This window comes from Seonamhaeicola sp. S2-3 (assembly GCF_001971785.1).
Taxonomy (GTDB): Bacteria; Bacteroidota; Bacteroidia; order Flavobacteriales; family Flavobacteriaceae; genus Seonamhaeicola.
The window spans coordinates 3,448,826-3,468,721 of the sequence record NZ_CP019389.1; the positions used below are offsets into that span (position 1 = coordinate 3,448,826).

Consider the following 19,896-nt stretch of genomic DNA (forward strand, 5'->3'; position numbering starts at 1 on the left):
AAAAGTGCAACTTAAAATTAAGTTGCACTTTTTAATTTAACAATTTGTTGTTTATTACTTCACTTCTTCAAAGTCTACGTCTTCTACATCGCTTCCTTCGTTAGCATTACCAGCATTACCTCCTGCATTAGCATCTGGTCCTGGTTGAGCACCACCTGCTTGTTGCGCTTCGGCTTGAGCTTTGTACATTTCTTCAGAAGCAACTTTCCAAGCTTCGTTAATTTTCTCTAAAGCAGGCTCTATAGTAGCTATATCTTTAGTTTCATAAGCTTTTTTCAATTCTTCTAAAGCTTCTTGAATTGGTTTTTTCTTATCATCAGATAATTTATCACCAAATTCTTCTAATTGTTTTTCCGTTTGGAAAATCATAGAATCTGCTTCGTTTAATTTTTTAGCAGTTTCAGCCGCTTTTTTATCCGCTTCAGCATTAGCTTCAGCATCAGCTTTCATTTTTTGAATTTCTTCTTCAGTTAATCCAGAAGACGCTTCAATTCTAATATCTTGTTTTTTACCAGTCGCTTTATCTTCAGCAGACACTTTAATAATACCGTTGGCATCAATGTCAAATGTTACTTCAATTTGAGGTACGCCTCTTTTTGCTGGTGGAATACCATCTAAATGGAAGCGTCCTATTGTTTTGTTGTCTGCAGCCATTGGTCTTTCACCTTGTAACACATGAATTTCCACTGAAGGCTGATTATCAGCAGCTGTAGAGAATATTTGTGATTTCTTAGTAGGAATGGTTGTATTTGCTTCAATTAATTTAGTAAATACATTACCCATAGTTTCTATACCAAGAGATAACGGTGTTACATCTAAAAGTAATACATCCTTAACATCACCAGTTAAAACACCACCTTGAATACCAGCACCTAATGAAACCACTTCGTCTGGGTTTACACCTTTACTTGGTGCTTTTCCAAAGAATTTTTCAACAGCTTCTTGTACCGCAGGAATACGTGTAGAACCACCTACTAAAATAACCTCGTCAATATCGGATTTTGACAATCCTGCAGCTTTAAGAGCAGACTCACATGGTGCTATGGTACGTTTTACTAAGTCGTCTATTAATTGTTCAAATTTAGAACGTGTTAAAGTACGTACTAAGTGTTTTGGACCACTTGCAGTAGCCGTTATATAAGGTAAGTTAATTTCTGTTTGAGCAGATGATGACAACTCAATCTTAGCTTTTTCGGCAGCTTCTTTTAAACGTTGAAGTGACATTGGGTCTTCTCTAAGATCCATACCCTCATCATTTTTAAACTCATCAGCTAACCAATTAATAATTTTTTCATCTACATCATCACCACCTAAATGTGTATCTCCATCGGTAGATAATACTTCAAATACGCCATCTCCTAATTCTAATATAGAAACGTCATGTGTACCTCCACCAAAGTCAAAAACCACTATTTTTTGGTCTTGTCCTTTTTTATCTAAACCGTAAGCTAAAGCTGCTGCTGTAGGCTCGTTAATAATACGCTCAACTTTTAACCCAGCAATTTCACCAGCTTCTTTTGTAGCTTGACGCTGAGCGTCGTTAAAGTAAGCTGGTACTGTAATTACAGCTCTACTAACGTCTGCACCTAAATAATCTTCGGCCGTTTTCTTCATTTTTTGAAGAATCATAGCCGATAATTCTTGTGGTGTATATAATCTACCGTCAATATCAACTCTTGGTGTATCATTATCACCCTTAACAACTTTATATGGTACACGTTCTGCTTCACTACTAGACTCAGAATATTTATTACCCATAAAACGTTTTATTGAATAAACTGTTTTTTTAGGGTTTGTTACCGCTTGTCTTTTTGCAGGATCACCAACTTTAATCTCACCACCCTCAACAAAGGCAATTACCGATGGTGTGGTACGTTTACCCTCTGCATTTGGGATTACTACAGGATCATTACCTTCCATTACAGAAACGCAAGAGTTGGTTGTTCCTAAATCTATTCCAATAATTTTACTCATAATATGTTATACTTTATTGTGTTGAATTTGAATGTTCATTTTTAAACTCGTTTACTAAATGTCAATGATTATGCCATTACAAAAATGCTGACACAGTGTCATATTTTTGTTAATTTACAGTCATAAGCAAAATAAATAGTGGCACATTAAAAGTTATAATAATTATGGCGCTCCCCACCAGATCGGGCTTTACTCAATTATTAAATTTCAAATTAATGAATTCGTGAATATGAATATTTTACTACTCGCTCCTTTCTAATGTCGGGGAACTCAAACATACCGTTCAATCCCTAGCGCACTTGCTAGCAACAACAACACCTATTATTATGCTTAAACTTTACACCTTACACTTTTGTGAGCATAAAAAAACAATCTATATTTGTTTTAACTATAACGTTGTAGTAAATGGAATGTATCTCGGTTTTCGATATGCTAAAAATTGGCATTGGTCCTTCTAGTTCCCATACACTAGGTCCATGGCGCGCAGCAGAAGAATTTATAAAAGAATTAAAAAGCTCCAATAACTTTGAACACATTCACCATGTTTCTGTTAACCTATACGGCTCCCTTTCTTTAACAGGAAAAGGACACGCAACCAATTATGCAGTGGTTTTAGGTTTACTTGGAGCAAACCCTGAAACTATTCCGGTTGAACATATTCCTAAAAAAATAGAAACGGTTAAATCATCAAAGAAATTACATCTTAATGGTGAAATTTTAATCGATTTCAATTTTGAAAAAGATATCAAATTCAAAAAAACATTTTTACCCTTTCATGCCAACGGTATAAAATTTACAGCACAAACAAAATCTAAAAAAATAACATCAACCTTTTATTCTATTGGTGGCGGATTTGTAATTAAGGAAGATAGTAATAACACCAAAAAGAATTTTGAAATTAAATGCGCTTTCCCCTATCCTATTGAAAAAGGCACAGAGCTTTTAGAGTTTTGCAAAACACTTAATAAATCTGTTTCTGAAGTTGTTTTAGAAAACGAAAAATCCATTAGAAATGAAGATGACATTAATAAAGAACTAAAACGCATTTGGGATGTTATGTTAGAGTGCATATACACTGGTTGTCATACCGAAGGCATATTACCTGGTGGATTGAACGTAAGAAGGCGTGCCTTTGATATGCACCAAAAGTTAATTGGTAATAAACCATACACCAACCCTGTAGAATGGATTTATAGTATTAGAGACACCGAGGTTAAATTTCGTCAAATTATAAAATGGGTTAGCTGTTTTGCGCTTGCTGTAAATGAAGTTAATGCTGCTTTAGGACGTGTAGTTACAGCACCAACAAATGGTAGTGCAGGCGTAATTCCTGCAGTTTTAATGTACTATTTAGTTATTGAAAATCATGATGGTAATTTTGAAGATATTAAACAATTTTTACTAGTAGCCGGAGAAATTGGTAGCATTTTTAAAAAAGGAGCCACTATTAGTGCTGCTATGGGGGGCTGTCAAGCAGAAATTGGAGTATCTTCTGCTATGGCTGCGGCAGCTCTTTGTGAACTTTTAGGCGGTACACCCGAACAAGTGTTAATTGCTGCTGAAATAGCTATGGAACATCACCTAGGATTAACCTGCGATCCCATTGGTGGTTTAGTACAAATACCATGTATTGAACGCAATGCCATGGGGGCAATAAAAGCCATAAATGCAGCTGAATTAGCCCTAGACACAACTCCCGAAAATACCAAAGTACCACTTGATAAAGTAGTAAATACGATGTGGGAAACCGCAAAAGATATGAATACCAAATACAAAGAAACTAGCGAAGGTGGTTTAGCGGTTGGTGTTCACTTAACAGATTGTTAGTTTTTATTTTAACTACCTCTAGTTAAAAACTGTAATTAGTCACTTAAACTAAAATATTAGACATTTATAAAATATTATTGTTAGGTTTTATTTATATTTTTATTTTGAGCATTATATCATTATCGTGCTATGATAGATAAATGTCATCAAATAATTTTTTGGTTTAAAAATATTATTAAAAAAATCAAACCTGGAAAAACTGCAATAAAAGGAGCTTCTCTAAGTTTATTAATTGTTACATTCTTTTTTTGGATACTATATTGCTCTCTAATATACATCAATCTTAAGGATTTTTGGATAATAATACTTTGCTTAGTTTTTGCTTTGTTAATCATTGTATTTGGATATTTCATTAAATGGAGTATTATATTTTTAGTTCGCATACCTAAAATATTAATCATAGCGATTTCAATAGCGCCCCCCTTAATATACATAATGACATCTGATGGGTTATTAACAACGTTTATTGTTATTATATTATCATTATGCGGAGCTAGTATATTAGTTTTAAAAAAAGGGTTTAAAAATTTATCTATCACACATAAAATACTCACTGTATTAGTCGCTTCTTTAGGATTTGTTGGGTTAAGCGGTGTTATTTTTCTATATAATAAAAATGTTTTTAATGTTACTCCTATAGCAAACGCAGCGCTATTATCTGAATCACAAATTCAGCAATTAGACTTTATTTCCCCTTTAGAAAAAGGTCCTTATAAAGTGAAGTATTTAACTTATGGTAGTGGAACCGATCTTCATAGACCAGAATATGCTACAAAAGTTGATTTTATAACTAATCCGGTAAATGGTAGGTTCCTTAACGATCAGAGCGGATTTAGAGGTTGGTGGCGTAAGAAATATTGGGGGTTTAACTCAAAATCTTTACCTTTAAATGCAAGAGTTTATTTTCCAGAAGGAGAAGGTCCATTTCCTTTAGTTTTAATTGTTCATGGCGATCATAGCATGCAAGATTATTCCGATGATGGATATGGTTATTTAGGTGAATTGTTAGCTTCTAAAGGGATAATAATGGCCTCGGTTGATGAAAATTTTCTTAACAAATCGTGGTCTAATTTCTTCAAAGGCTTAAACAAGGAAAATCATACAAGAGGTTGGTTATTATTAGAGCACTTAAAAACTTGGCACGAATGGAATAAACAGAAAGACCATGTATTCTATAAAAAAATTGATACAACAAATTTGGCATTAATAGGACATTCTAAGGGAGGTGAAGCAGTAGTATACGCCTCAGTATTCAATAAATTACCTTTTTATCCTGATGATGCTTCAATAAAATTTAATTACAACTACAGTATTAAGTCAGTTGTTGCAATTGCTCCTGTAGACGGGCAAAATAAACTGGGTGGTAGTAATCCAGTGCTTGAAGATGTAAATTATCTCGTGTTACATGGCTCACATGACGGAGATGTGAGTTCCTTCATGGGGTCTCAACAATATGAAAGAATCGTTTTTAATGATAGTCTATATCATTTTAAATCTGGAGTTTATATTTATGGAGCTAATCACGGACAGTTTAATTCTAGTTGGGGTAGCAATGATACTTTTAACCCTTTTACTGGGTTACTTAACCAAAAACAGCTTATTAGTGAAGAAGATCAGAAAAAAATCACTAAAACTTACATTAGCTCATTTCTTGATATCACATTAAATAATAAAAAAGAATATCTACCCTTGTTTATTGATGCTAGAAAAGGTAAAAACTGGCTACCTAAAACAATTTATTTAAATCAATTTGAAGATTCAAGTTTTGAGGCTATTGCTAATTTTGACGAAGATTTTAATCTTCAAACCGTTTCTAAAAAGGGAGGGAAAATTGAGACAAAAAATTTATCCTTGTGGAAAGAGCAAGAAATACAACTTAAATGGCGAAAAAAAGGCAGTAGATCTCTTTTCCTTGAATGGAAATACAACCATAAAGATAAAAGCAAATCAATTAAATCTATGCCTGAATCGTTAATTGCTAGCTATACAATCAATATACCTCCTACTCCTTTAGACTCTACATTATCATTTGTGTTTTCAATGTCTGAGTATAAAGAAAATAATAATCCTAATCAAAAACCTATAGACTTTACTATCCTATTAAGTGACACATTTGGAAATGAAATCACATTTCCGTTAAGTAAATTTTCTCTTTTGCAAAAAAAAATAAAAGCGGTCATTAAAAAGTCAGAGTTCATTAAAGGTATTAAGCAATCTGAAATGGTATTTCAAACGTTTTATTTTCCTTTAAAAGATTTCCAAAAAAACAATCCAAACTTTGATTTCTCTAATACAAATAAAATAAGTTTCATTTTTAATATAAATAAAACAGGTTCAGTAGCCATTGATAATATTGGGTTTATGAAAAGTTTAAATTAAAAAGAGATGTTTTTTACCTTTTAGTTCTTTTTTGGAACATAAAAACATTCTATTTTTATTTTAACTATAATATTGTTGTAAATACTTTGATTATAAAAGCCATAAATGCAGCTGAATTAGCCTTAGACACAACTCCCGAAAACACCAAAGTACCGCTTGATAAAGTAGTAAATACCATGTGGGAAACCGCAAAAGATATGAATACCAAATACAAAGAAACTAGCGAAGGTGGTTTAGCGGTTGGTGTTCACTTAATAGATTGCTAAAAAACACATATTCTACAAGATATTATGTTGAAGAATCATTTGTTTTTGTATAAAATTTAGCATAAAAAAAGCGACTATAACAGTCGCTTTTTTTAAAAGATTATCGAAGCGTTTTATACTACTTCAACGTTTATGGCATTTAAGCCTTTTCTACCTTGTTCAGTGTTATATTGAACTTTATCATTTTCTCTAATTTCATCTATTAAACCAGATGAATGTACAAAAATATCTTCGCTTGAATCGGCTGGTGTAATAAAACCAAATCCTTTTAAATTGTTAAAAAACTTTACTGTTCCTTCTTTCATAATTATTATATTTATTTATTATTTTATTGTTTTTGTGTAATTAATTTACAAATGTGTAGGCCATTCCTGTGGTTTCTGCTCGTCCTGTCCTTCCTATTCTATGTATATAACTATCCATACTTTGGGGTAATTGATAATTAATAACATGCGTTACGCCTTTTATATCAATTCCGCGAGCAGCTACATCTGTTGCTACCAGTATTTTTGTTTTACCAGACTTAAATTGCGCAATGGCTTTTGTTCTATAATTTTGAGATTTATTGCCATGAATGACATCAGATTTTAAACCCGACTTAATAAGTTGTTTACTTAGCTTGTTTACAGCTCTTTTAGTTTCTGCAAATAGCAGCACTTTTTCAAAAGAAGGTTCATTAACAAGGTTAAATAATACATCAAATTTATTTTCATTGCTTCCTACTTTAATAATATCCTGCTCTACATTATCACTTGACTTAGTACCGTTAGATACAGCCACGTGTATAGGGTTATGCACAATTTGATTAATGAGTTTTTCTTGAGAAGAGTTTACCGTAGCACTAAATAACATAGTTTGCTTTCGGCTATGCATACCTGAAACTAGTTTTTGAATATCTTTAATAAACCCCATGTCTAACATACGGTCAAATTCATCTAAAACAAGTGTAGATATATTATTAATTCTCAATGCTTTTCTATCTATTAAGTCGTTTAATCGTCCTGGGGTTCCCACAACTAATTTCAAATTTTGCTTGGTTTTTACTATGTCTTTTTCAACATTAGTACCTCCTATAAAGCATGCAGATTGAAACCTTAAATCTTTTGTTAATGATTTAAATTCCTCAAAAACCTGTTGCGCAAGTTCTCTTGTAGGAACTACTACCAATCCAGTAATTTCATTATTTTCTAACATTTGTTGAACCATAGGAATAAGAAACGCACCTGTTTTACCAGTACCCGTTGCAGCTATTCCTATTAGGTTATTTCCTTGTAATAAATCATCTATAGATTTATCTTGAATTTCTGTTGTAGTAGAATATCCCTTATCTGAAATATTCTTACTTAATTGTTGATGCAATTCTATTTCTGCAAAATCTCGCGTTATAACTTGAGGTTTTTCAATAGTTTGTGTTGCTTTTTTAACCAGTAACTCTGGATTCAATCTAGAGACAGGTCGTTTACCAGATGATCTTTTCTGGTTTCTATTTTTATTATAATTCATTTGTTTTTTTTATTTATTAAGAATTGCTTTGTATGGGTTGCAACTCCATGCGCCCCAAATCTCGGAGCATTTTAAAGTGTTTGATAACAGCGGTTAAAAAAGAACCACTGGAATGATACGGAAGCCCAAACTCTTCGGCCGTCTGTTTTACTATTGGGGATATTTTTCTATAATGTATATGTGATATATACGGAAATAAATGATGTTCTATTTGATGTGTTAACCCTCCTACAAACCATGACAATACAGGACTTTTACTTCCAAAATTACACGTGGTTTCTAATTGATGTGCTAAACGTTCAGATTCCATATTTCCATGTTCATCAGGAAGCGGAAAAGCTGCTTCTGGCGATACATGTGCCGTTTGGAATATTAATGAAATGGTTAACCCTGTTACAAAATGCATGGCTAAAAAAGCCAATATTACAATCCAAGGTGCAAATGATGTAAAAATCAAAGGGAGTACAAGAGCATAAGAATAATAAAGCGCTTTCCAAGCCACAATTTTAAGCACACCGTTGATATAAGTCTTTCGGTCTTTGACCAATCCCATTTTATAATACTTTCTATAGCTAATAAAATCTTTTGAGGTAACCCATGAAATGGTTGATAAACCGTAGAAAAACCAAGCGTAAAGATGCTGAAATTTATGAAGTTTGTTTTTAGGTGCATGAGGTGAAAACCTAAGGAAAAACGGTGCATTGATATCATCATCATGGTCTTCAATGTTTGTAAAACTATGGTGCAATACATTGTGCTGTAATCGCCATACTTTATCATTGGCACCAATTAAATTAATAGTATACCCCATTATTTTATTAATGGTTTTGTTTTTTGAATAAGAGCCATGAATGGCATCGTGCATAACGCCCATACCAATACCTGCCATACCTAATCCGCTTAGGATAAACAATCCAAATAACAATGGAATACTACTTATGGGTAAGAAAATAATGGCCGCCAAAGGCGTAAAGAACATCAACAGCATTACAATGGTTTTAAAAACCATACGTTTATTGCCATATCTACTTTTGTTGTTGCTTTTGAAATATTCAGAAACACGAAACTTCAATGTTTTAGAAAAATCAGAGCTTACTGATCTTGGGAATGTTAATTTTTTAATAATAAAAGAATTTGTTAAACAATATGTACTTCAAAACAGGAAAAAAACGTGAAGTAAAATCTAAATGGAAATGCTTAACGAAGAACTACTTTAAGTAGGGTATTTTAACTATTTTTAGAGCTAGTATAAAACTAACCGGTTGCAAATATAAGAAACCTTATTAAGATAACCTAATTTTTAATAAACATTAAATTAAATGGGTACAACGTTTTCATAAAACCTACTCAAATTTAATGACATATAGAGGTTTATCATTTAACATTAACTAAAATTGGTTTTTTTTACAAAAAAGGATAAGCATTAAACAAAAAAATAACAGTTTAATTTACTACTTTTGTTTGCTATTTCTAAACTAATAAATGATGTCTACAGCCAAAAAAGAATACAAACGTATCACCGTAAAATCATTAGTTGACATGAAGTCTACTGGTGAAAAAATATCAATGCTCACTGCATACGATTATACTATGGCAAAAATTGTTGATAGTGCAGGTGTAGATGTTATTTTAGTTGGTGATTCTGCAAGTAATGTTATGGCGGGTCATGAAACCACTTTGCCCATTACTTTAGATCAAATGATTTATCATGCATCTTCTGTTATTAGAGCTATAGATAGAGCTTTGGTAGTAGTAGATTTGCCTTTTGGAAGCTACCAAAGTGACCCTAAAGAAGCGCTCCGTTCTGCTATTAGAATTATGAAAGAAAGTGGCGCTCATGCTGTAAAACTTGAAGGAGGAAGAGAGATTAAAGAATCTATTAAACGTATTTTAAATGCGGGTATTCCTGTTATGGGGCATTTAGGGTTAACCCCTCAATCTATTTATAAATTTGGAACCTATACCGTTAGAGCTAAAGAAGAAGAAGAGGCAGAACAACTTATTAAAGATGCTAAAATGTTAGAGCGTACTGGTTGTTTCGCTATTGTTTTAGAAAAAATACCTGCAGAACTTGCTAGAAAAGTTGCAGAAAGTGTTAGCATTCCTATCATTGGTATTGGTGCTGGCCCTCATGTTGATGGCCAAGTATTAGTAGTTCATGATATGTTAGGAATGACACACGAGTTTAATCCGCGCTTTTTACGAAGATATTTGAATTTATATGAAGATATGACAAATGCTATGAAGCAATATGTATCTGATGTTAAAAGCTTAGATTTCCCTAATGAAAATGAACAGTACTAGGCAACTATAAAAATTAAATCTTTGGGCTCTAGCGTAAGCGCTTTAGAGTATAAATAATGACAACTAAAACGCTATCAAACAAAAATAACCTTCAAATTCTTTATGAAGATAATCACATCATCATAGTTAACAAACGTGCGGGTGATATTGTTCAGGGTGATAAAACAGGCGACAAACCTTTAAGTGATGTTGTTAAAGATTACATTAAAGATAAGTACAATAAACCCGGAAATGTATATTTAGGCGTTGTACACAGATTAGACAGACCCACAACTGGTATTGTAGTATTTTCAAAAACAAGTAAAGCATTACCAAGACTAAACAAACTTTTTGCCGATAAAAAAGCTAAAAAAACCTATTGGGCTGTTGTGAAAAACAAACCTAAAAAACCTGAAGACACTCTTATTCATTGGCTTAAAAAGAACCCTAAAAACAATAAATCTTACGCATATTTAAAAGAAATTGCTGGTAGCAAAAAAGCCATTCTTCATTTTAAACAATTAAAAAAACTAGACAATTATTTTTTACTAGAAGTTAGCCTTGAAACAGGAAGGCATCACCAAATTAGGTGTCAACTATCAACTATGGGCTGTCCAATAAAAGGCGATTTAAAATATGGGTTTGCTAGAAGTAATAAAGATGCCAGTATTCATCTGCATGCAAGACAAATTCAGTTTATTCATCCAGTTTCAAAAAATAATATAAATATTATTGCGCCACTACCTAAAGATTCTATTTGGGATGCTTGCCTAAATTAAATATCTTTATAAAAACTTTATTTTGGCAACTACTATTCTAGAAATCCTTTCTGCGCAACGCAAGTTTTTTAAATCTCAAAAAACAAAAGATGTTAACTACAGATTGCAGTTTCTAAAAGCTTTAAAAACTGAAATCCTTTCTAAAGAGCAAGATATTTATTTTGCTTTAAAGAAAGACTTCAATAAATCTGAATTTGAAGCTTTTATTAGTGAGTTTGGGTTAGTAATTTCTGAGTTAAACTTAGCTATAAAAAACCTAAAAAAGTGGGCAAAACCACAAAGCGTAAAATCATCTTTACTCACTTTTCCTTCTAAAGATTTTATTTACAAAGAACCCTACGGAAATGTTTTAATAATAGCCCCATGGAACTACCCGTTTCTACTAGCAATAGAACCTTTAATTATGGCTATTGCTGCAGGAAATACCGTAGTACTAAAACCAAGTGAATTAACTACAAACACCTCTAAAATACTTTCAAAAATAATCACCAAAGTATTCCCTATTGAAATGGCTGCTTCAATAGAAGGTGGTATTGATATAGCTACAGAATTACTTGCACAAAAATGGGATTATATATTTTTTACTGGCAGTGTTCCTGTTGGAAAAATTGTAGCAAAAGCAGCAGCAAAATATCTAACGCCTGTTACCTTAGAATTAGGTGGAAAATCGCCTTGTATTATTGATGACACAGTTAATACAAAACTTACAGCAAAACGTTTGGTTTGGGGTAAATTTTTAAATGGCGGACAAACCTGTATTACCGCCGATTATCTTATTGTTCATAGAAATATTAAAGATGCTTTAATTAAAAATATTAAAAACGAAATTATTGCATTTTATGGCGAAAACCCTATAAATTCATCAGATTTCCCAAGAATAATTAATTATAAACACACAAAACGTTTAGCAAAAACTTTGGAAGGTGTAAAGGTTATTTTTGGCGGACAAATTGATGTTGATAATTGCTACATATCTCCTACTCTTGTTGATGAACCCAATTTAAATAGCGCCTTAATGTCTAATGAAATTTTTGGCCCCATCTTACCAATTTTAAGTTATGATTCTGAAAAAGACATTGAAAAAATTATTTGGAACTATGAAAAACCTTTAGCACTATACATCTTTTCTAATAATAAAGCATTTATTAAAGAAAACATCACCAAGTATGAATTTGGCGGTGGAGTAGTTAATGATTTACTAATTCATTTTAGTAATAATCGTCTACCTTTTGGCGGTGTTGGCACTAGTGGTATGGGCGCCTATCATGGTAAGCATGGGTTTAATACATTTACTCATAATAAACCCATAATTAAACGAGGTAATTGGATAGACCCAAACATTAGGTATGCCCCATACAGTTACAAAAATTTAAACATCATAAAAAAGATGTTTAAGTGGTTTGGATAAATTTAATTATTAAATGGGTAAGTTATTATCATTTCTACCCCTTTTCCTTCTTCAGATTTTAACTCAAAATCAGCATTAATTAAAGCGGCTCTACTTTTCATATTTAAAAGTCCAGCTCCTTTTTCAACCGTTGTAACATCAAACCCTTTGCCGTCATCTTTTGCTGTAATAGTTAGTTTTTTTGGTTGGTAATTTAAAGTAATACTAAGGTTTTCTGCTTCGGAGTATTTTACAGAATTTGATAAAAACTCCTGAATAATTCTAAATAGAATGATTTCATGTTTTGTATTAGTAAAAGGTCTTTTTTCTCCTATGGTATGTTTTTGTGCAGAGGCAAACTTCATTTTTTTTAAACGCTCTAGTTCATTATATACAGATTGTTCAAAACCAATATTAAGTATTACTTCATTGTTTAGTGTTCTTGAAAGTGCTCTTACTTCTTTTAAACTTTCTTTTAAAGCATCTGAAGTGTCTTTAAATTTATCTTTAATATCATCAGACACTTGCATTTTTAAAATACTCAACTGCATACTTGCAAATGAGAGTAGTTGCCCTACATTATCATGTAATTCCCAACCTACATTTTTTAGTGTTTGCTCTTGAGTTTCTGTTTGTGCTTGGGCTATCTCTTCTTCAAAAGCCTGTTTCTGCTTAATTTTATCTAGTATTAATTTATTCTTTCTTTTTTGAAAAACTACAAAAAACACAATAACCAATGATGTTATAATTACCAAAACTAGTATCATATACACCAATAAATGCCTTTCTGAAGTTGTACTAACAATTTGTTCTCTAGCTTGAATCATAAACGTTTATTAAGCATTAACAACTTTATTTTTGGGTTTGCAAAAAATTAAAGCAAAGGTAAACGTACTATACATAATTATGTTTGCTAAAAGATAGATTAATCTTCTTAAGGAAATATAGTTCATGTCTATATTAGTCATATAAATATCATAAAAAACAATAGGAGTTATAATAAGCCACCAGGTAAAAATAGCTGCACTAATATAAAAGTAGATAGACTTGTAAAACGTTAATATTTTATCTGTTTGTAACACTTCTATAAAATAAAAAATAGTACAAGTAAAAATAATAATAGTTCCTAAAACACTAATTACTGGAAAATATCTATTAAAGAAATCTTCCCAATGAAATAAAATATAGGTAAATGAAATGACTAAAAACGGATAAACTGCGTATTTAATAATAGATTTAAATAGTTGCCTCTCTAAAATTTTTCTATAAAAAAAAGCAAAAAACAAGATGGCACCAATTTTCCAAAATAAAGTAGACCACCAATAATTTCTGCTTATTTTAGTATTGGCTAAAAATTCTAGTATTCCATCTGGATAAATTAAAAGCGTATATTCATTTACAGTATCGCATACAGTAAGATAAACTAAAAAATAAATAAAATATTTAACAGCTGTATTTTTGTATCTAGAAAATAAAATCAATCCTGTTATAGCAGCCATTGCTTCTACAGAATGCGTTAACAAACTATAATTATTAAATAGAAAATCTTTCACTAAAACTATTGAGGATAATTTTGATTGCCCCCTGAACCATTATTCAGTGGTGGTATTGGAATATCTTCTTCAGTTGGCGGTAAAAAATTTAAAGTACTAGCATTAGATTGGGCTTTGTTTCCGGTAGGAACCACAAACATAGTGGTTAAGTTCTGTTTTTTAGAACCCTTTATATTTCCATAAACACCCAAATATACTCTAAGCCCCGTCATATTATACCCTATACTATCAGAGTAGTGTTTTGCATAAGTTAAATAGTTTTCTACATCTTCAACAGGCCACCAAACCCAACGGTTATCTTTTTCTCTACCGTATCTTCGAGCAGCAGAATCTACGGCTTGTTTACGTTCTTTGTTCCAATTATTATTCAAAATTTTGGCAGCTTCTACAGAAATAACACCTTTTGGTTTAACAATTTTTTTGGGCGGGTTATTTCCTTCTTCAATAGATTGTCTGGGACAAAAGAAATAAGTGGCTAATGCTCCAATAATAATCCCAATAATTAGTGGCCTTAAATTTTTCATTTTTATGAATTTTAGGTTAAAAAACAATTTTATAAAAATAACAAAAAGATTTGATTACTTTAATAAATATCTACAAAGTTTATAGCTTATAAAAGCTAGTAAATTACGTACCTGTTGGCGTATAAGCGATTGTTATAAATATGGAAATAAAATTATAAATTTATTACAGTTGTATGTTTTACTTCATTTATAACAAACATACTATGGGTACTACCTATATGACTAATAGTAGTGAGTTTTTTTACCATAAAATCTCTAAACTCAACCATATCTTTTACTAGAACTTTTAAAAGATAGTCATAATCGCCACTTAAATGATAACATTCTAACACTTCATTTAAATTGGCAACTTCTTTTTCAAAACTAAACACATAGTCCTGACTGTGCTTAACAAGTTTAATATGACAAAAAACTAAAAAATTCTTTTGCACTTTGTCTTTATTAACCAAAGCTATATAGCCATCTATAAATCCTTCTTTTTCTAGTTTCTTTATACGTTCATAAACTGCCGTAACCGATAAATTTAACTTATTTGAAAGCTCTTTATTAGTTTGTTTACTGTCTTGCTGCAAATATTCTAAGAGTTTTTTATCTGTGGTATCAAAAATCATACTTTAAATTTTTCATAAATATATCCAAATCATACCAAATATCAGTTTTATTTTCACTATTAACCCATTATTATAAATTTATTTTCTATAATACACACATACTATTGATTATTAATCTAACAATAACGAGTTTTGAATAAACATAAAACACAACCATTATGCCTTTTAAACCAGCAAATAACATTCAAGACTTACAATATTTTGGCGAATTTGGAGGAGTAAACCCATCCATTTCAGATTCTTCAACATACACCTTCTTATCTGCCAAAACTATGTTTGACACTTTTGAAGGTAACGCAGATGGGTGTTATTTATACTCGCGCCACTCCTCTCCTTCTAATTTGTATTTAGGTGAAGCTTTAGCTGCTATGGAAGGCACTGAAACTGCTAATGTAACATCATCGGGTATGGGAGCTATATCATCGGTTCTTTTACAACTTTGCAATGCAGACGAGCATATAATTTCTAGTAGAACTATTTATGGCGGCACCTATGCTTTTCTAAAAAACTTTGCTCCTAAATTTAATATTAAAACATCTTTTGTTGATATTACTAAGCTAGATGCTGTAGAAGCTGCAATAAACAAAAATACAAAGGTAATTTACTGTGAATGTGTTAGTAATCCGCTTTTAGAAATAGCAGATATTAAAGCGCTTTCAAAAATTGCTAAACGCCATAATATAAAACTTGTGGTAGATAATACCTTTTCTCCATTATCAATTTCACCAGCTATATTAGGGGCAGATGTTGTAATTCATAGTTTAACAAAATTTATTAATGGCTCTAGTGATACTGTTGGTGGCGTGGTTTGTGGTACACAAGAATTTATTAATGAATTACGAAATGTTAATAATGGCGCCTCAATGCTATTAGGTGTTACTATGGATAGTTTAAGAGCTGCTTCTATATTAAAAAATCTTAGAACACTTCATATTAGAATACAGCAACATAGTAAAAATGCATTATATCTGTCACAAAAATTTGAATCTGATGGTCTTAAAACTGTATATCCGGGATTAAAATCTCATCCTTCTCATAAACTTTTTAAAAGTATGATGAATACTGAATACGGGTTTGGTGGTATGCTTACCATTGATGTAGGATCTTTAGAAAAAGCCAACAAACTCATGGAAATGATGCAACAAAAAAACTTAGGCTATTTAGCCGTAAGCTTAGGCTTTTATAAAACGTTATTTAGTGCTCCTGGTACTTCTACTTCCTCTGAAATTCCAGAGGAAGAACAACAAAAAATGGGACTTAGCAATGGTTTAATTCGTTTTTCTATTGGGCTAGATGCCGATATAAAACGCACTTATAAAATGATGCGCTCTTGTATGGAAAAACTAGAAATAGTTAAACCTAAAATTAAATAGCAAAACTATCTAAAAAATAGATTTGTTCTCCCCTATTTTTTGTACTTAAAAATATATGCAGAACAATTTCTATTTGCAAACATGGCTCTAAAGTTGTAACATTACGTCTATTATTTCAAATTATCTTTATGGAGAGCCAAAACATAAAACCAAAAGAACCGCAAGACGAAAACATAATTGAAAATAAAGAATTAAATATATGGGAAGCCTTAATTCCGGTTTTTGCTTTGGTTGGCATGCTTTTTTACAATGTGTTTTTTATATATGGAGATGACGCTTTAAGCGGAAGTAATCAATTTATACTATTACTTGGTGCTGCTGTAGCAGGTATTGTTGGCTATTTTAACAAAGTGTCATACAAACAAATGCTTGATGAAGTTGCCGAAAATATAAAATCTACAACAAGTGCTATTATAATTTTACTTATGGTAGGAGCTTTAGCAGGTACGTGGCTAATTAGTGGTATTATTCCATCAATGATATATTATGGTTTACAAATTTTAAATCCTACTATATTTTTAGCAGCCTGTGTAGTTATTTGTGCTATCATTTCAATTGCAACAGGAAGTTCATGGACAACTTCTGCCACTGTAGGTATTGCATTAGTTGGTATAGCTAAAACACTAGATGTATCGGTTGGAATGACTGCAGGAGCCGTTTTATCTGGCGCCTATTTTGGCGATAAAATGTCGCCTTTAAGTGATACTACCAATTTAGCACCAGCCATGGCGGGTGGCGAGTTATTCTCTCATATTAAGTATATGACACTAACTACAGTTCCCACTATAGCCATTACATTAATTGCTTTTGTTATCATTGGTTTATGTATAGATACTACAGGAACCCCTGATATTTCTGATAAATTAGCCGCTATTGATGGTGCTTTTAATATATCTCCTTGGTTGTTTTTAGTTCCTATTACGGTAATATTAATGATAGTTAAAAAAGTTTCTCCTTTAGTAGCTCTTTTAGTAGGCACACTATTAGGTGGTGTTGCTGCTTTAATTGCCCAACCCCACATAATTATGGCTATAGCCGATACAGATACACTTACTTTTCAATCGGCGTATAGGGGAATTATGGATGCTATCACTGTAGATACTGCTGTTGAAACTTCAAGTAAAGAGCTTAATGATTTATTTTCATCGGGAGGTATGACTGGTATGCTTGGTACCATTTGGCTCATTATTTGCGCTATGGTATTTGGAGGCGTTATGGATGCCATAGGCGCGCTTTCTAGAATTAGTAAATCTGTTTTAAACTTATTCGATTCTGTTTTCGGACTCTTTGCAAGTACCGTTATTAGTTGTTTAGGCTTAAATGCATTAGCAAGCGACCAATACTTAGCCATTGTTGTTCCAGGAAAAATGTATCAAAAAGCATTTGAAGAAAAAGGATTAGCTCCAGAAAACTTAAGTAGAACCTTAGAAGATTCTGGTACTGTAACGTCGGTATTAATACCTTGGAATACTTGTGGTGCTTACCAATCTGGTGTTTTAGGAGTACCCGTAGCAGACTATTTCTTTTATGCTATTTTTAATTGGTTAAGCCCTTTCATGACCTTAATTTTTGCTGCTTTTAGAATTAAAATTAAACAAATCACTTCCAAATAACATAAACTTATAGCTATTTTTAATAACTATAAAAATTATCTATCAAAACATAAATAATTAAAATTTGTATTTCAAACAGAATTCTATCTACTAATATATATTTGTGCCAAGAAAATTACTAACAATTAAAATATAAAAGCACATGTCATTAGTAGGAAAAAAATTTCCAGATTTAAATGTAGACGCCATGAACGAAATGGGCGACACTTTTAAGTTAAACGTATTAGAAGAAGCAGTAAACAATAAAAAGAAAGTAGTTCTTTTTTGGTATCCAAAAGACTTTACTTTTGTTTGTCCAACAGAGTTACATGCTTTTCAAGCAGCATTACCAGAGTTTGAAAAACGCAACACTATTGTAATAGGAGCTTCTTGTGATACTCCAGAAGTACACTTTGCTTGGTTAAATACATCTAAAGATAACGGAGGTATTGAAGGTGTAACTTACCCTATTCTTGCAGATAGCAACAGAAACCTTTCTAGCATTTTAGGTATTTTAGATATTACTAATGAACAATACGATGAAGAAACTGGTACTGTTCAAGTTGAAGGTGACAATGTAACTTACAGAGCCACTTATATTATTGATGAAGAAGGTACTGTACAACACGAAAGCATTAACAACATGCCTTTAGGAAGAAACGTTGGTGAATATTTAAGATTAATTGATGCCTTAACCCACGTACAAGAAAAAGGAGAAGTTTGTCCTGCTAACTGGGAAGAAGGAAAAGAAGCCATGAGCGCTAACCGCGATGGTGTTGCTGAGTATCTTTCTACTCATTAAAAAACACAACAATCATGATTAAAGAATTAGATCAAGATAATTTGCCTGAATTAGTTTCAGGAAACGACACCGTAATAGTACAGTATTCTGCCACATGGTGTGGAAACTGTAGAATTATGAAGCCTAAGTTTAAAAAATTGGCTTCAGAAAACGAAAACGTAACGTTTGTTATTGCAGACGCCGAAAAATTTCCTGAATCTAGAAAACTTGCAACTGTTGATAATTTACCAACCTTTGCTACGTTTAAAAATGGCAAATTTGTTAACCAAGTTCAAACTAATAAGTTTGACGTTCTAAAAGATTTAGTTAATGAAGTTACCAATAATTAAACACCTTACAAACTTCATTGAAGAAAATGATGAAGATTTTGTAGGCGAAACAATTGAAACTTTAGAAGCATTAACTGAAGTTCCGTCGCTTAAAGACGAAGAATTAGACGTTATTGGAGAGCTAATTTCTAATATGTATGGAGCCATAGAAGTTAATAAAATGATTAAAGAAGGCACCCCTAAAAAGGAAGCTTTAAATAATTTTATGTCTCGTGTTCTAGGTTCTATTGATAAATAATATTGAAAAAGAAAAATCACTCAAAAAACACCTTGCAAAAGCAAGGTGTTTTTTTATAGATACTACATACTACGGAAAATCTATTTAAATTAATGATAGTTTTCTCATAAACATTAAATAAAGGGTTAATAGGTTGACTTATTATGGATAAAAATAATAAGTTTTTTGAATGAGAGAATTTGTTAATTTGTTAATAAGAAAAGTAAATAGCAGACCTAAAGGCTTTTACCCTTTCATTAAGCACCAAACCTCTTGTTATTTTCATGAACTGCCTACAATAAAAAACACAAAACAGAACTTATATTTTGTGGTTTTTCTTACTATGTCCGTCTTAATATAGACAAAATAAAAAAGAAGGCATTGAAATCAATTACTTATAAAAAATCGATTAAACAACCTAATTTATCGTTTAAAAACCTTTTTTGTTAAAAATTAGAAACATAATCTTACATGTTTTGCATTGGCAGTAAATTGTT

The 19,896-nt window shown here is 31.7% G+C and carries 18 protein-coding genes and 1 pseudogene; 11 read left to right on the forward strand and 8 right to left on the reverse strand.

Annotation, left to right across the window (positions count from 1 at the left end; translation table 11 throughout):
- Positions 1–54: 54 nt before the first annotated feature.
- The gene (gene dnaK, locus BWZ22_RS15120; protein ID WP_076701555.1) at positions 55–1,974 is read right to left on the reverse strand and encodes a molecular chaperone DnaK; all 1,920 of its coding nucleotides are present in this window, start codon (positions 1,972–1,974) and stop codon (positions 55–57) included.
- Between the two features lie 405 nt (positions 1,975–2,379).
- Between dnaK and BWZ22_RS15125 the strand changes: the two genes are divergently transcribed.
- From BWZ22_RS15125 to BWZ22_RS15140, 3 genes and pseudogenes are all read left to right on the forward strand, one after another.
- Positions 2,380–3,801 carry an L-serine ammonia-lyase gene (locus BWZ22_RS15125; RefSeq protein WP_076701559.1) on the forward strand — a complete coding sequence of 474 codons (1,422 nt, stop codon included), beginning with the start codon at positions 2,380–2,382 and terminating at the stop codon, positions 3,799–3,801.
- 435 nt (positions 3,802–4,236) lie between these two features.
- Positions 4,237–6,180 (forward strand): hypothetical protein, encoded by a 1,944-nt coding sequence (locus BWZ22_RS15135; protein WP_076701564.1) that lies wholly within the window; start codon positions 4,237–4,239, stop codon positions 6,178–6,180.
- Positions 6,181–6,272: 92 nt separating this feature from the next.
- Positions 6,273–6,446: pseudogene (locus tag BWZ22_RS15140) on the forward strand (L-serine ammonia-lyase, iron-sulfur-dependent, subunit alpha); the annotation flags it as partial.
- 113 nt (positions 6,447–6,559) lie between these two features.
- Here the strand turns inward: BWZ22_RS15140 and BWZ22_RS15145 are convergent.
- Genes BWZ22_RS15145 through BWZ22_RS15155 form a run of 3 tightly spaced genes read right to left on the reverse strand, consistent with a single transcriptional unit; the run spans position 6,560 to position 9,021 of the window.
- Positions 6,560–6,751, reverse strand: a complete 192-nt coding sequence (locus BWZ22_RS15145; protein ID WP_076701568.1) for a cold-shock protein — start codon at positions 6,749–6,751, stop codon at positions 6,560–6,562.
- A 40-nt stretch (positions 6,752–6,791) separates the two neighbouring features.
- Positions 6,792–7,949, reverse strand: coding sequence for a DEAD/DEAH box helicase (locus BWZ22_RS15150; protein WP_076701570.1), 1,158 nt, complete (start codon positions 7,947–7,949; stop codon positions 6,792–6,794).
- Positions 7,950–7,965: 16 nt separating this feature from the next.
- The gene (locus BWZ22_RS15155) at positions 7,966–9,021 is read right to left on the reverse strand and encodes a fatty acid desaturase (protein WP_371326808.1); all 1,056 of its coding nucleotides are present in this window, start codon (positions 9,019–9,021) and stop codon (positions 7,966–7,968) included.
- A gap of 413 nt (positions 9,022–9,434) precedes the next feature.
- On the opposite strand from BWZ22_RS15155, the gene panB reads away from it, so the two are divergent.
- Genes panB through BWZ22_RS15170 form a run of 3 tightly spaced genes read left to right on the forward strand, consistent with a single transcriptional unit; the run spans position 9,435 to position 12,419 of the window.
- Positions 9,435–10,253 carry a 3-methyl-2-oxobutanoate hydroxymethyltransferase gene (gene panB / locus BWZ22_RS15160; RefSeq protein WP_076702564.1) on the forward strand — a complete coding sequence of 273 codons (819 nt, stop codon included), beginning with the start codon at positions 9,435–9,437 and terminating at the stop codon, positions 10,251–10,253.
- Positions 10,254–10,309: 56 nt separating this feature from the next.
- Positions 10,310–11,011: an RluA family pseudouridine synthase gene (locus BWZ22_RS15165; RefSeq protein ID WP_076701574.1), complete on the forward strand. Its 702-nt coding sequence runs from the start codon at positions 10,310–10,312 to the stop codon at positions 11,009–11,011.
- 22 nt (positions 11,012–11,033) lie between these two features.
- The gene (locus BWZ22_RS15170; protein WP_083692398.1) at positions 11,034–12,419 is read left to right on the forward strand and encodes an aldehyde dehydrogenase; all 1,386 of its coding nucleotides are present in this window, start codon (positions 11,034–11,036) and stop codon (positions 12,417–12,419) included.
- A 2-nt stretch (positions 12,420–12,421) separates the two neighbouring features.
- Here the strand turns inward: BWZ22_RS15170 and BWZ22_RS15175 are convergent, their stop codons facing one another.
- From BWZ22_RS15175 to BWZ22_RS15190, 4 genes are all read right to left on the reverse strand, one after another.
- Positions 12,422–13,225, reverse strand: a complete 804-nt coding sequence (locus tag BWZ22_RS15175) for a sensor histidine kinase (protein WP_076701577.1) — start codon at positions 13,223–13,225, stop codon at positions 12,422–12,424.
- A 9-nt stretch (positions 13,226–13,234) separates the two neighbouring features.
- Positions 13,235–13,951, reverse strand: coding sequence for a hypothetical protein (locus BWZ22_RS15180; RefSeq protein WP_076701579.1), 717 nt, complete (start codon positions 13,949–13,951; stop codon positions 13,235–13,237).
- A gap of 5 nt (positions 13,952–13,956) precedes the next feature.
- Positions 13,957–14,475: a hypothetical protein gene (locus BWZ22_RS15185; protein ID WP_076701582.1), complete on the reverse strand. Its 519-nt coding sequence runs from the start codon at positions 14,473–14,475 to the stop codon at positions 13,957–13,959.
- Positions 14,476–14,627: 152 nt separating this feature from the next.
- Positions 14,628–15,086 carry an Lrp/AsnC family transcriptional regulator gene (locus BWZ22_RS15190; protein WP_076701584.1) on the reverse strand — a complete coding sequence of 153 codons (459 nt, stop codon included), beginning with the start codon at positions 15,084–15,086 and terminating at the stop codon, positions 14,628–14,630.
- 158 nt (positions 15,087–15,244) lie between these two features.
- Here BWZ22_RS15190 and BWZ22_RS15195 point away from each other — a divergent pair, with 158 nt between their 5' ends.
- The 5 genes from BWZ22_RS15195 (at position 15,245) to BWZ22_RS15215 (ending at position 19,420) form a co-directional block, all read left to right on the forward strand.
- Positions 15,245–16,459 (forward strand): aminotransferase class I/II-fold pyridoxal phosphate-dependent enzyme, encoded by a 1,215-nt coding sequence (locus tag BWZ22_RS15195; protein ID WP_076701587.1) that lies wholly within the window; start codon positions 15,245–15,247, stop codon positions 16,457–16,459.
- Positions 16,460–16,587: 128 nt separating this feature from the next.
- Complete coding sequence (gene nhaC, locus BWZ22_RS15200) at positions 16,588–18,072, forward strand: Na+/H+ antiporter NhaC (protein ID WP_076701589.1); 1,485 nt, start codon at positions 16,588–16,590, stop codon at positions 18,070–18,072.
- Between the two features lie 142 nt (positions 18,073–18,214).
- The gene (locus BWZ22_RS15205) at positions 18,215–18,853 is read left to right on the forward strand and encodes a peroxiredoxin (protein WP_076701592.1); all 639 of its coding nucleotides are present in this window, start codon (positions 18,215–18,217) and stop codon (positions 18,851–18,853) included.
- A 14-nt stretch (positions 18,854–18,867) separates the two neighbouring features.
- Positions 18,868–19,182 (forward strand): co-chaperone YbbN, encoded by a 315-nt coding sequence (locus BWZ22_RS15210; RefSeq protein ID WP_076701595.1) that lies wholly within the window; start codon positions 18,868–18,870, stop codon positions 19,180–19,182.
- Positions 19,163–19,420, forward strand: coding sequence for a hypothetical protein (locus BWZ22_RS15215; RefSeq protein WP_076701597.1), 258 nt, complete (start codon positions 19,163–19,165; stop codon positions 19,418–19,420). The genes BWZ22_RS15210 and BWZ22_RS15215 overlap by 20 nt, the downstream gene beginning before the upstream one ends.
- The last annotated feature ends 476 nt before the right edge of the window (positions 19,421–19,896 follow it).

Coding starts and splice junctions, on each gene's coding strand:
- BWZ22_RS15190 (WP_076701584.1), bottom strand. CDS start 15,086: ATGATTTTTGATACCACAGATAAAAAACTCTTAGAATATTTGCAGCAA.
- BWZ22_RS15215 (WP_076701597.1), top strand. CDS start 19,163: ATGAAGTTACCAATAATTAAACACCTTACAAACTTCATTGAAGAAAAT.
- BWZ22_RS15185 (WP_076701582.1), bottom strand. CDS start 14,475: ATGAAAAATTTAAGGCCACTAATTATTGGGATTATTATTGGAGCATTA.
- nhaC (WP_076701589.1), top strand. CDS start 16,588: ATGGAGAGCCAAAACATAAAACCAAAAGAACCGCAAGACGAAAACATA.
- BWZ22_RS15210 (WP_076701595.1), top strand. CDS start 18,868: ATGATTAAAGAATTAGATCAAGATAATTTGCCTGAATTAGTTTCAGGA.
- BWZ22_RS15145 (WP_076701568.1), bottom strand. CDS start 6,751: ATGAAAGAAGGAACAGTAAAGTTTTTTAACAATTTAAAAGGATTTGGT.
- BWZ22_RS15150 (WP_076701570.1), bottom strand. CDS start 7,949: ATGAATTATAATAAAAATAGAAACCAGAAAAGATCATCTGGTAAACGA.
- panB (WP_076702564.1), top strand. CDS start 9,435: ATGTCTACAGCCAAAAAAGAATACAAACGTATCACCGTAAAATCATTA.
- dnaK (WP_076701555.1), bottom strand. CDS start 1,974: ATGAGTAAAATTATTGGAATAGATTTAGGAACAACCAACTCTTGCGTT.
- BWZ22_RS15165 (WP_076701574.1), top strand. CDS start 10,310: ATGACAACTAAAACGCTATCAAACAAAAATAACCTTCAAATTCTTTAT.
- BWZ22_RS15125 (WP_076701559.1), top strand. CDS start 2,380: ATGGAATGTATCTCGGTTTTCGATATGCTAAAAATTGGCATTGGTCCT.
- BWZ22_RS15135 (WP_076701564.1), top strand. CDS start 4,237: ATGACATCTGATGGGTTATTAACAACGTTTATTGTTATTATATTATCA.
- BWZ22_RS15205 (WP_076701592.1), top strand. CDS start 18,215: ATGTCATTAGTAGGAAAAAAATTTCCAGATTTAAATGTAGACGCCATG.
- BWZ22_RS15195 (WP_076701587.1), top strand. CDS start 15,245: ATGCCTTTTAAACCAGCAAATAACATTCAAGACTTACAATATTTTGGC.
- BWZ22_RS15175 (WP_076701577.1), bottom strand. CDS start 13,225: ATGATTCAAGCTAGAGAACAAATTGTTAGTACAACTTCAGAAAGGCAT.